General features: G+C 65.3%; 3 protein-coding genes. 2 read left to right on the top strand and 1 reads right to left on the bottom strand.

Features of this window, described 5'->3' with window-relative positions; all coding sequences use genetic code 11:
• Positions 1 to 58 precede the first annotated feature (58 nt).
• Positions 59 to 6,685 (top strand): calcium-binding protein, encoded by a 6,627-nt coding sequence (locus tag EYF70_RS26405; RefSeq protein ID WP_165497793.1) that lies wholly within the window; start codon positions 59 to 61, stop codon positions 6,683 to 6,685.
• Positions 6,686 to 6,789: 104 nt separating this feature from the next.
• Here the strand turns inward: EYF70_RS26405 and EYF70_RS26400 are convergent, their stop codons facing one another.
• On the bottom strand, positions 6,790 to 8,511 hold the full coding sequence (locus EYF70_RS26400; RefSeq protein WP_131148041.1) for a methyl-accepting chemotaxis protein: 1,722 nt from the start codon (positions 8,509 to 8,511) through the stop codon (positions 6,790 to 6,792).
• Between the two features lie 344 nt (positions 8,512 to 8,855).
• Here EYF70_RS26400 and EYF70_RS26395 point away from each other — a divergent pair, with 344 nt between their 5' ends.
• The gene (locus tag EYF70_RS26395; protein WP_165497792.1) at positions 8,856 to 13,361 is read left to right on the top strand and encodes a beta strand repeat-containing protein; all 4,506 of its coding nucleotides are present in this window, start codon (positions 8,856 to 8,858) and stop codon (positions 13,359 to 13,361) included.
• Positions 13,362 to 13,384 lie beyond the last annotated feature (23 nt).

Here is a 13,384-nt window from a genome sequence, read left to right as displayed (position 1 = left end):
TGACCCGGCAGGGCGAGGCGAATACGTCTGCCCTGTTCATCCGGTATGCATGGACTGTATGACGCAATCAAACTCTTCTTCCGCCAGCGGGACAACCTATTTTGTCTCGTCTTTTCCACGAACCATCGATCACTTCCGGACGGGTGCCGGCGGCGACCTGATCGATCTGTTCGACGTGCTTCGGCAACGCTCCACGAGCGAGGATGGAACCAACCCGTTTGCTGAAGGCGGCGCAGTGAAGCTGGTGCAGCGCGGTGCCGACACGGTGCTGCAGTGGCGGCTCTACCAGGACTACCAGGATGTGCTGGTCTTGCGGAACGTGACCGCGGGCACGCTGGTGTCAGCCAACATCGTTGGCGGCATTTCACCGGACGGTGCCCCGGTATCCGGCCTTGCCCTGCAGGGGACGGATGGCGGCGATACGCTTTACGGCGGCGAATTCGCGGATACGATCGCCGGCCTCGATGGCAATGACGCTATCCGGGGCGACGGCGGGCAGGACGTGCTCGATGGCGGAGACGGCAAGGACACGATTGCCGGTGGATTCGGCGGCGATACCCTGCTGGGCGGCAGCGGCGACGACCTGATATGGGCCGACCGCGAGGCGTATGACGCGCGTGAATACTTCGCCGACAGCCTGGATGGCGGCGATGGCAACGACACGCTCGTTTCCAAGGGGGGCCGCGACACGCTCGATGGCGGCAGCGGCGACGACCGGCTCCAGGTATGGGGAGCCGCCGATATCGTGCGGGGCGGTGCCGGTAACGACACCTTCATCATCCGGCCCGTGGCCGGCGTGGTCACGCGGCTCTACGGAGAACAGGAGCGCGACACCTACGCGTGCGAGATCCGGGGCTACCATTACCCGGGCGGGTCGATCGAGATCACCGGATTCGAAGCTGGCGTGAACGGTGACGTGATCGACATCGGGAGCAGCCTGTCGCACGTGCTCCAGGATGCCAACCCGTTCGGTAGCGTCGGCCTGGCCCGGCTGGTGCAGCAGGACGGCGACGTGGCGGTGCAGTTCGATGTCGATGGGCGCGGTACGCAATCGGCCATGACGACGGTGTTCCTGCTGAAGGATGTCGACCTGGCATCGATCACGGCGGAAAACCTGAGCGGCATTTCCCCGGATGGCAGCCCCGTCCACATCGTGCGCAACGGTACCGATGGCAACGACTACCTGTACAACGCGCATTTCAAGAGCGACTTGTACGGCGGCAGCGGCGACGACACCCTGTACGGTGGCATGGGCGAGGCGCGGCTGTACGGCGAGGCCGGCAATGACATGCTGGCTGCCGGCAGTAGCGACACGCTGATGGATGGCGGCGACGGCAACGACACGCTGCAATCGGCCGCGTATGGCAGCTCGACGATGCTGGGCGGCGCGGGCAACGATGTCCTCCACATCGGCAGCCTTGCCGCCATCGCCGACGGCGGCACGGGCGACGACGTCATGAACCTTCCAGGCCGTGGGCCCGGTTCATGGCAGGACGAAGCCACGGTGCGAGGTGGCGAAGGACGCGATACGTTCATCCTCAACTGGGAGGGCGACCGTGCCGAGCCTGTCTCGATCGACGATTTCAAGGCCGGGGCAGGTGGCGACCGCATCGATCTCGACAGGCTGCTGGCTTCGCAGGACCTTTCGCATGGTTCTGGCGAAAATCCATTCTCGCCAGCCGCCAGCTTCCTGAGGCTGGAGCAATCCGGTGCCGATACCTTGCTTCAAATCGGCAGGCCATGGGGCGGCGACACCGACTGGCAGACCATGCTGGTGCTGAAAAATGTCGCGATGGCCGGTATGACGGCGGCCAATTTCGTTGGCGGGATCTCGCCCGACGGTTCGCCGGTGGCGGGCAGCATACTGGAGGGAACGGAGGCTGGCGACAACCTGGCGGGAACGACCTTCAACGATACGCTGTCAGGCATGGGTGGCAACGACGTGCTCGACGGAAAAGGCGGCAACGATTCGCTGGAGGGCGGCGGTGGCGACGATGTCCTGTACGGCCAGGGTGGTGCCGACACCTTGCTGGGTGGCGACGGGAATGACCGCCTGTACGACACGGCCGATACCGATGGCGCGCAATATCTGGCTGGCGGCGCGGGCGATGACCTGATCAATTTCGAGACGGGCCGGGTTACCGTGCTGGGCGACGATGGCGACGACCTGCTCACCATCCACATCCGGGACGGTGCCGCGGTCACGATGGATGGCGGTACGGGGCGCGATACCTTCAAGATCATCGGCAAGGAGCGCTTCGAAGGCAGTATCCGGATCGACGGCTTCGAGGCGGGGCGCGACGGCGATGTGATCGACCTCGCGGATGTGCTTGAGAAAATGCTTGGCAGTTACATTGGCGGGGCCAGCTACACGGGCGACAATCCATTCGAATCGGGCACGCTGCGGCTGCTGCAGCAGGGCACAGATGTCGCGTTGCAGTGGCGGCATTATCAAGCGCATACAACCTTGCTGACCCTGGCGGATGTGGCGCTGGCGGGCTTGGTCAACGCGAATTTCGGCGGCCTGGCGATCGATGGGACGGCCATGCCCGGGCAGCTGATCACCGGCGACGGCAAGAACGAGTTTCTGGGTGGCGGTTTGTTCGCCGATACCATCGTGGGAGCCGGCACGGCCGAGTATCTCTACGGCAGGGGCGGCAGCGATTCGCTGCTGGGAGAGGGCGGCGATGACCGGATCGAGGGCGAATTGGGCAACGACTACCTCGATGGCGGGGCCGGGAAGGACACCCTGGATGGTGGCGCCGGAAACGATACGCTCGTCGGCGCCTCGGGGGATTTCCTGCGTGGCGGCGAGGGCGACGACCGTTATGTCCTCGCCGAACGCGGTGCCGTGATCGATACCTACAACGACTACGGCCAGGATACGGTGGAAATCCGCTTCGCCGGCGCATTCGTGCTGGCCGAGGGACTCGATCACCTGGCCAGCGGTGCCACGGGGGCAGCCCACTTGACTGGCAATACCGGTGCCAACAGTATTACCGGCGCGGCCGGCGCCGACATTCTCGAAGGTGGCGGTGGCAACGACACGCTCGATGGCGGTGCGGGAGGCGACACGCTGGCCGGTGGCGCCGGCGACGATACCTATGTGATCGACAGCCGCGACGATGTCATCACCGATACCCAGGGTGCCTACAATGGCGTGATCACATCGCTGGATAGCTTCCGGCTGGCGCAATCTTTCACCAGCTTGCGCTATACCGGAACCGGCAACTTCAGCGGCAAGGGCTCGGCTGGTGGCGACCGCATCGACGGCGGTGCCGGCAATGACACGCTGGAAGGCTTCGCTGGCGCGGATCGGCTGGATGGCGGCTCGGGCAACGATTCCCTGGCCGGCCACGATGGCGACGACGTGCTCGACGGTGGCGCCGGAAACGACACATTGTCCGGTGGTGACGGCTACAACGTCCTGCGTGGCGGCGACGGCGACGATACGCTTGATGGCGGTGCTGGCAAGGGTTACCTGGGCGGTGGCGCCGGCGATGACCTGTACATCGTGGGTGACCGGATCGCGCAGATCGTCGAGGAAGACCATGGCGGCACGGATGCGATCCGGCTGGAGCTCGGCTTCGACAGCTGGTATTACCTTGCTCGCAACGTGGAACATGTCACGGTCGTAGGAAACCATGCCATGAAGGTGTACGGCAATGAATCGTCGAATCACCTGAAGGGGGCAGGCGGCAATGAAACACTGCTCGGGCTGGCCGGCAATGACACGCTGGATGGCGCCACGGGTGCCGACCAGCTCGAAGGCGGCGACGGCGACGATGTCTATTTCATCGATAACGCCGGCGACACGGTCGTGGAAAATGCCAGGGCCGGCAGCGACCGGATCGTGACCACGCTTGCCAGCTTCGCACTTGGCGCCAATGTCGAAGACCTGGCCTATGCCGGCACGGCGACATTCATCGGTACCGGCAATGCTCTCGACAACGTGATCGCGGCCGGCAAAGGCAACGGCACGATCGATGGCGCCGGCGGCAAGGACACGTACGTGGCCGACGGCGCCTTTGCCGATTACACACGCCAGCGGTCGAGCGCCACCGAACTGGTGCTGACCAGGGGGACCCAGAAGATCACGCTGAAGAACATCGAACAGGTGCAGTTTGCCGACGGCGTGAAGATGCTGGCCGAGCTCATCCTGCACGTGCCTTCGGTCGCGAACGACACCCTGACCGGCACGGACGGCGATGACATCCTCGATGGCCTGGCCGGTGCCGACCGGATGAGCGGCGGCAAGGGCAGCGATCGCTACATCGTCGACAATGCCGGCGACGTGATCGTTGAAAACGCGGCGGAAGGCCACGACATCGTCCAACTTGCGCTGGCGAAGGGGACATATGCGCTAGCCGCGAATGTCGAGGATGCCACGGTCACGTCCACCGGCGCGGTCGGCATCACCGGCAATGGCCTGGCCAACGTGCTGACGGGGAATGGCGCTGCCAACGCCCTGCGCGGCGATGCCGGCAACGACACGCTGGACGGCGGCAAGGGCAGCGACCAGCTGGCCGGCGGCAGCGGCGACGATCTGTACTACGTCGATTCCGCCGGCGACAAGGTCACCGAACTGGCCGCCGAAGGCAGCGACACCGTCAGCACCACGCTGGCGAAATACACGTTGGCGGCCAATGTCGAGAACCTGGCCTACGCCGGCTCCGCTGCGTTTGCCGGCACCGGCAATGCGCTCGACAACGTGATCGCCGCCGGCAAAGGCAACGACTCGGTCGACGGCGCCGGCGGCATCGATACGTATGTGGCTGCAGGCGCCTTTGCCGATTACACGCGCCAGCGTCCGAACGCGACCGATGTCGTGCTGGTCAACGGCAGCCAGAAGATCACGCTGAAGAATGTCGAACAGGTGAAGTTCACGGATGGCACGAAGACCATGGCCGAGATCTTCCTGAACGTGGCGTCGGTGGCCAGCGACACGCTGGTCGGCACGGACGGCAACGATAGCCTCGACGGCCTTGCTGGCGCCGACCGGATGAGCGGCGGCAAGGGGAACGATGTCTATGTGGTCGACAATGCCGCCGACGTGATCAGCGAAAACGCCGCCGAGGGCCACGACATCGTCCGCCTTGCGCTGGCGAACGGCATCCATGTGATGGCGGCGAACGTGGAAGATGCCACGGTCACTTCCACCGGCGCAGTTGGCATCACTGGCAACGACCTGGCCAACATCCTGACCGGGAATGCCGCTGCCAATACGCTGGCCGGCGGCGCCGGCAACGATACGCTCGATGGCGGCAAGGGCAGCGATGTGCTCGCCGGGGGCGTTGGCGACGACACGTATTACGTGGACATCGCCGGCGACAAGGTCACCGAGCTGGCGAACGAAGGCACCGATACGATTGTCACCGTGCTCACGCAATACACGCTGGGTGCCAACGTCGACAACGTGATTTACACCGGCACCGCGGCCTTCGCGGGTACCGGCAATGCGCTGGACAACAGGATCGCTGGCGGCAGCGGCGGCAACACGATCGACGGCGGCGCCGGCATCGATACCTTCGTGGCGGCGGGCGCTTTCGCCGATTACGCGCGCCAGCGCCCGAACGCTACCGACCTGGTGCTGGTCAGGGGCGCCCAGAAGATCACGCTGAAGAACGTCGAGCAGGTGCAGTTTGCCGATGGGGTGAAGACACTGGACCAGCTGTACCTGAACGTGGCCTCGGTGGCCGACGACACGCTGTCCGGCACCGATGGCGACGACCAGATGAACGGCCTGGCCGGCGCCGACCAGCTGGCGGGCGGCAAGGGCAATGACCTCTACACGGTCGACAACGCCGGCGATGTGGTCATCGAGCTCGCGGACGAAGGCATCGATACCGTCAACATCGCCATCGCGGCGAAGATGACGTACGTGCTGGCCGAGTACTTCGAGCATGCTGCGATCACCTCCACCGTGGCGATCAATGTCACCGGCAATGCCGCGGACAACACACTGACCGGGAACGCTGCGGCCAATGCGCTGGTCGGTGGCGAGGGCGACGACACCCTCATCGGTGGCAGGGGCAACGACACGCTGACCGGCGGCGCGGGAGACGATGTCTACAGCGTCGACGCGGCTGGCGACGTGGTCGTGGAAGCTGCGGACGGCGGTTACGATATCGTCGAGGCGACCGTCACGAAGGTGACGCTGGCGGACAACGTCGAAGAACTGCGCTTTACGGGCAAGGCGGCCTTCACCGGCATCGGCAATGCGCTGGATAACGTCATCGGCGGCGGCGCGGGCAATGACAGGTTCACGGGTGGCGCGGGCAACGACACGTTCGTGATCGGCGCCGGCAACGACACGATCACCGATTTCACCAGCGGTGTCGACACGCTGGCGATCAACCGCTCGATCGGCACCGGCACGGTCGATGCGGTCACGCTGGCCGGGCCGGGTGGCTTCTCATCCGCCACGGAACTGGTGGTTTTATCGACGGCAGTGGCGAGCCTGGCGGTGGCCAGCGCGTCCAAGGCGATCGGCAGCGCGGCGCAATCCTACGGGAAAGGCGACACGGCGCTGTTCGCGCTGCATGACGCGAAGTCGACCGCGCTGTACCTGTTTACCAGCAAGGACGACAATGCCGTCGTCAGTGCTAACGAACTGGTGCAGATTGCTACGCTGACCGGCGTGCAGGCGTTCACGCCGGACGATATCGGCTTCCTGGTGCCTTGAGTCCTTTGTTCGCCGGCACCGCCGGCGCGGCCGCAACGACTTCGCCGGATTTCCCGTTCACCTGAACGGGCACCGCGCCGGCGCAGGGCGGTCGGAACGCTTCCTCAGAACTCTTCCCACTCATCCGCCTTGCCGGTCGCCGGTACCGCCGGCTTCACGGCCGGCTTCACGGCCGACGTGGCCGGCGCCTTTACCGCACGGGTTGCCGGTGCCGGCCGCGCCGCGACATGACGAGCGGACGCCAGCGCTGGAGCAGCGGTGGCGATCGCCGCCGCCCGCGTGTCGAGCTTGAACAGCCCCACCACCTGCGCCAGCTTGGCGGCCTGGTCCTGCATCGAACCTGCCGCGGCGGCCGATTGCTCGACCAGGGCCGCATTCTGCTGGGTCGCTTCGTCCATCAGGCCGATCGACTGGTTCACCTGCCCGATGCCGACGGCCTGTTCCTTGGTGGCGTGGGTGATCTCGCCCATGATGTCGGCGACGCGGCGGATCGATTCGACCACCTGTTCCATCGTGGCGCCGGCCTGGTCGACCAGCTTCGCGCCGGCGTCCACCTTCTGCACCGAATCGCCGATCAGGCCCTTGATTTCCTTGGCCGCCGCGGCCGAGCGCTGGGCCAGCGTGCGCACTTCCGATGCCACGACCGCGAAGCCGCGGCCCTGTTCGCCGGCGCGGGCCGCTTCCACGGCGGCGTTCAGCGCCAGGATATTGGTCTGGAAGGCGATGCCGTCGATGACGCCGATGATGTCGACGATCTTGCGCGACGATTCGTTGATCGAGCCCATCGTGGTGATGACCTGGCCTACCACCGCGCCGCCTTCGGTGGCCACGTTCGATGCCGTGATCGCCAGCTGGTTGGCCTGGCTGGCGTTGTCGGCATTCTGGCGCACGGTACCGGTGATCTGCTCCATCGAGGCGGCGGTTTCCTGCAGCGAGGCGGCCTGCTGTTCGGTGCGGCTCGACAGGTCCAGGTTGCCGGCGGCGATTTCGCCCGAGGCGCCGGCGATGGTTTCGGTCCCGCCGCGCACTTCGGTGACGATCTTCACCAGGCTGTCGTTCATGTGGCGCAGCGCGCGCAGCAGGGCGCCGGTTTCATCGTTCGTTGTGGCATCGATGCTGCGGGTCAGGTCGCCGCTGGCCACCGTTTCGGCCAGTTCGACCGCTTCCTGGATCGGGCGCACGATGCCGCGGGTGAGCACCCACGAGCACAGCGCGCCGAGCGTCACGGCCGCCGCGGCCAGGATGCCGAGCATGCGCGCGCTGTCGGCGATATCGGCTTCGATGTCCCTGGCGGTGGCGTCGATGCGGCCCTGCTGCATCTTGACCAGCTTGCCCAGCGTGCTTTCATAGATGTCGGCCGCCGGCATGTATTCTTCGTTGAGGATGCGCGCCGATTCCTCCGGATTGCCATCGGTGCGCGCCTTGATCGCCTTGTCCTTGGCCTGGGTATAGGCCTTGCGCAATTCGCCGATGCGCTTGAACAGCGCGCGCTCTTCCTCGCTTTCCAGCAGCGGTTCGATTTCCTTGATCAATGCGGTCGAGCGGCCGGATGTCTTGGCGCCGTCGGCCTTGAAAAACTCCGCCAGGCTCGGGTCGTTGCTCTTGACGATGGCGGCCGTGCGGCGCACCGCGGCGAAGGTCTGGGTATGCCATTCGCTCATCAGGCGTTCCTTGACCAGCGGCGCCGCCATCATGGCGCTGGTCTCGTTGCCGATCGTGTTCAGGCGCCAGATGGCGGCCACCGCGATCACGACGGTGAGCCCGAGCACCAGCGTAAACACCACGCCGAGGCGTGCTCCGATTTTCATGTTGGCGAAAGCTTTCATCCCGTTTCCTCTTGACTGCTGTATTCAAAACGCGATTGTATCGTTCCGAATAGTAATTATTTATGTTTTGCGGAAACTACGTATCCTGGAATGCGACAGTTGGTTACGTGGATGGGTCGGCAGCCGGTTGGTTTTTTGAGCGTAACAATTGGATAGTTTTCAACTGGTTAACACATGTTACCATTTGTAATTTTAACGATTTGCGTCCGGCGTTGACTCGCCGCAACCATTCCAACCGATCGCCCCCACACATGACCTCATTCATTGGCACCCCACAAAACGAAACCCGGAACGGCACCGACGGCAATGATTCCCTGAGTGGCGGAGGAGGCAATGGCCTCCTGATGGCCATGATCGGCCCTGGCACGGATGTGCTGGAAGGCAGCGCGGAGGACGACAAGCTCATCGGGACGACCGGCAACGACACGCTGGACGGCCTGGCCGGCAACGATACGATGACCGGCCTGCGGGGCGATGACGTGTATGTGGTGGACGCGGCCGGCGACGTGGTCGTGGAAGCCGGCAATGGCGGCAGGGACACGGTGCGCACGGCGCTGGCCCAGGCCAGCCTGGCGGCGAACGTGGAGGAATTGACGTACACCGGCAGCGGCGATTTCCATGGGATCGGCAACTCCATTGCCAATCTGATCACAGGTTCGGCGTCGGGCGACAACACGCTCGATGGCGGGGCTGGCGCGGACACGCTGGTCGGCGGCAGCGGGCGCAACGAATTCATCGTCGATTCGGCCAGGGATGTGATCGAGCTGGATACCAATGAATACAGCATGGTGAAGGTGGCGTTCAGCGCAGCCGGCAACTACACCCTGCAAGAGAATGTGAACGATGGCGCGATCACCGCTTCATCGACCGTGAAGGTCAACCTGGCCGGCAACGCGCTGGACAACGTGTTGACGGGCAGTGCCGGCAGCAACCTGCTCGACGGCGGCAGCGGCGACGATACGCTCGATGGCGGTGCCGGCGCCGATACCCTGCAGGGCGGCAACGGCGACGACACGTATATCATCAGCGACAACCTGGACAAGATCACCGAAGGTGAATCCACGGGTGCCAGCGATACCGCGCTGGTGTCGGTGGCCAGCTATTTCCTGCCCGCCTGGGTGGAAGTGGGCCGCTACACCGGTACCGGCGCCGTGGCTCTGACCGGCAACACCACGAACAACTCCCTGGTCGGCGGTGCCGGCGACGATACGCTGAACGGCGGCAATGGCGGCATGGACACGCTCGAAGGCGGCATCGGCAACGACCTGCTGGTGGCGGGCGCCGGCGATTCGGTCCTGGTGGGCGGCGCCGGCAACGATTCGCTGCGCGGCGGCGCGGGCGACGACGTGCTGGTCGGCGGCGATGGCGCGAACACGGCCGACGGCGGCGCCGGCGCCGATACGCTGCAACTGGAGGGCGAGCTCGCCGATTACACGTTCACCCGGCAGCCGGGGTATGGCGCGCTGGTCACGCGGATCGGCACCAGCGAGACCGTCACGATGCGCAATATCGAGACGGTGTACTTCACCGGGACGGACGAAGAAGTGCTGGTGGCGGACCTGCTGGCGGGCCAGCCCGGCGAGGGCAATGACACGATCACCGGCAGCGACGCGAACGACACGCTCGACGGCCTGCAGGGCCAGGACCAGATGGCCGGCGGCAAGGGCGACGACACGTACAAGGTCGATCACCTGGGCGACACGATCGTGGAAGTGGCGGCCGAAGGCATCGACACGGCCATCGTGCATATCGCTTCCGGCGTGTACGGCCTGGCCGCCGAGGTGGAACATGGCACGCTGGCCGGCAGCGCGGCCGCCGGACTGGCGGGCAATGCCGGCGCCAACCGCCTGACCGGCAATGGCGCGGCCAACACGCTGTCCGGCGCGGAAGGCAACGACACCCTGGACGGCGGGGCGGGCGCCGACCAGATGACGGGCGGCGCGGGCGATGACATCTTCTTCGTCGACGAAGCGCGCGACGTGGTGATCGAGGCGGCTGGCCAGGGCATCGACACGGTCAGCACGTCGCTGGCGAAATACACGCTGGCGGCGAACGTGGAAAACCTCGTCTACACCGGTACCGCGGTGTTTACCGCCGCAGGCAATGAGCTCGACAACATGATCTCGGGCGGAACCAACAGCGAAACGATCTTCGGCGCGGCCGGCAGCGACACCTACGTGGCAATTGGCGCGGCGGCCGACTACGTGCGCCAGCGTCCGAACTCGATCGACCTGACCCTGATCAAGGGTACGCAGCGGATCACGCTGAAGGGCATGGAGCAAGTGAAGTTCACCGACGGCGTGAAGACGATGGCCGAGCTGTTCGTCAACGTGGCGTCGATCGGCAACGACACGCTGACCGGCACCAGCAGCAACGACACCATCGACGGCATGGCGGGCATCGACGAGATGAGCGGCGGCCAGGGCAACGATACCTACGTGGTCGACCAGGCCGGCGACAAGGTCATCGAGGCTGCCGCCGAGGGCCGCGATACCGTCCAGGTGGCGATGGAGAAGGGCACCTATGCGCTGGGCGCCAACGTGGAAGACGCGAAAATCACCTCCACCGGGCTCGTCAACCTCACCGGTAACGCCCTGGCCAACCTCCTGACCGGTAACGACGCGGTCAACACGCTGGTTGGCGGAGCGGGCGACGACACCCTGGTGGGCGGCATGGGCAATGACGTGCTCACCGGCGGCGCCGGCAACGACACGTATCACGTGGATGCGGCGGGCGACAAGATCACCGAACTGGTGAACGAAGGCACCGACACCGTCATCACCACGCTGGGGACGTACACGCTGGCGGCCGATGTCGAGAACCTGACGTACAGCGGCGCCGCCGCCTTTTCCGCCAACGGCAACGCGCTCGACAACGTGATCACGGGCGGCAAGGGCAACGATACGGTCAATGGTGCCGGCGGCACGGATACCTATGTGGTCACCGGTAACTACGCCAGCTATGTCCGTTCGCGGCCGAATGCCGGCGACGTGGTGCTGACCAAGGGCAGCCAGAAGATCACGCTGAGGAACTTCGAGAAGGTGCAGTTCGCCGATGGCGTGAAGACCATGGCCGAGCTGTTCCTGAACATCGTGTCGGCGGGTAACGACACGCTGGTCGGCACCGATGGCAACGACACGCTCGACGGCAAGGGCGGCGCGGACCTGCTCACCGGCGGCAAGGGCGACGACCTGTACGTCGTGGACAGCGGCGGCGACACCATCGTCGAGCTTGCGAACGAGGGCCGCGACACGGTGCATGTGTCCCTGCTGGGCGGCACCTACCTGCTGGGGGCGAATGTCGAGGATGCGAAGGTCGTGTCCGGCAACACGCTTGGCCTCGCCGGTAACGCCCTCGCCAACCTCCTGACCGGTAACGCCGCCGCCAACACGCTGACCGGCAACGCCGGCAACGACACGCTGGACGGCGGCCGGGGCGCCGACAGCCTGCTGGGCGGCGTCGGCGACGACACGTATCACGTGGACGTGGCGGGCGACAAGGTCATCGAACAGGCAGGCGAAGGCCGCGACACGATCGTCACCTCGCTGGCGAAATTCACGCTGGCTACCCATTTCGAGAACCTGGTGTACAACGGCACCGCGCTGTTTTCCGGTACCGGCAACGCGCTGGACAACGAAATGGCGATCGGCGGCAGCAGCGGCACGCTCGATGGCGGGGAGGGCACCGACACCTTCGTGGCGGCAGGCGCCTTTGCCGACTATGCGCGCCAGCGCCCGAACGGCACCGAGCTGGTGCTGGTCAAGGGCAACCAGAAGATCACGCTGAAGAACATCGAGCAGGCGCGCTTCACCGACGGGGTGAAGACCCTGGCCGAGCTGAACCAGAACGTGGCGTCGCCGGCCAACGACACGCTGGCCGGCACGGATGGCAACGATGCGCTGGACGGCCTGGCCGGCGCCGACCGGCTCGTGGGCGGCAAGGGCAACGACGTGTACACGGTCGACAACGCCGGCGACACCGTCATCGAACTGGCCGACGAAGGCGTTGATACCGTCAACATCGCCATCGCGGCGAAGATGACGTACATGCTTGCCGACCACGTCGAGAACGCGACGATCACGTCCACGACGGCGATCAATGTGACGGGCAATGCGGCGAACAACACGCTGACCGGCAACGCCACGGCCAACATCCTGGCTGGCGGCGGCGGCAACGACACCCTCATCGGTGGCAAGGGTAACGACACGCTGGCTGGCGGCGACGGCGACGACATCTACAGTGTCGACGCCACCGGCGACGTGCTGACGGAAACTGCAAGCGGCGGCCGCGATATCGTGCAGGCCACGGCCTCGAAGTACACGCTGGCGGCCAATGTCGAGGACCTGTTCTATGTTGGCACCAGCCTGTTCACCGGCATCGGCAATGCGCTGGATAACGTGATGGAAGGCGGTGCGTTCAACGACAAGCTGACCGGCGGGCAGGGTGCCGACACGTTCGTCATCGGTGCCGGCAACGACACCGTCACCGATTTCACGAGCGGCGTCGATACGCTGGCAATCAACCGCGGGATCGGTGAAGGCAAGTTCAACTCCGAGACCATGGATGCGCCGGGCGGTTTCGGCTCCAGCACGGAGCTGGTGTTCTTCACGAAGACGTTGGGCAGCCTGACTTTGGCCAATGTCGCCAAGGCGATCGGCAGCGCGACCAGCGCCTACGGCACCGGCGACACCGCGCTGTTCGCGGTGCACGATGCGGCCGGCACCGCCCTGTTCCTGTTCACCAGCAAGAACGACGATGCCATCGTCAGCGGGAATGAGCTGGTGCAGATCGCCTCGCTGACGGGCGTGCAGACCTTCGCGGCGGACGATATCAGCCTGCCCACCCTGTAAGCCGCGCGGCCTGGCCGCGTGAT

Origin of the sequence: Pseudoduganella albidiflava, from assembly GCF_004322755.1 — a bacterium.
Classification (GTDB): domain Bacteria; phylum Pseudomonadota; class Gammaproteobacteria; order Burkholderiales; family Burkholderiaceae_D; genus Rugamonas; species Rugamonas albidiflava.
This window is presented reverse-complemented; position numbering and strand designations above follow the sequence as displayed.

Coding starts and splice junctions, on each gene's coding strand:
- EYF70_RS26400 (WP_131148041.1), bottom strand. CDS start 8,511: ATGAAAGCTTTCGCCAACATGAAAATCGGAGCACGCCTCGGCGTGGTG.
- EYF70_RS26395 (WP_165497792.1), top strand. CDS start 8,856: ATGGCCATGATCGGCCCTGGCACGGATGTGCTGGAAGGCAGCGCGGAG.
- EYF70_RS26405 (WP_165497793.1), top strand. CDS start 59: ATGACGCAATCAAACTCTTCTTCCGCCAGCGGGACAACCTATTTTGTC.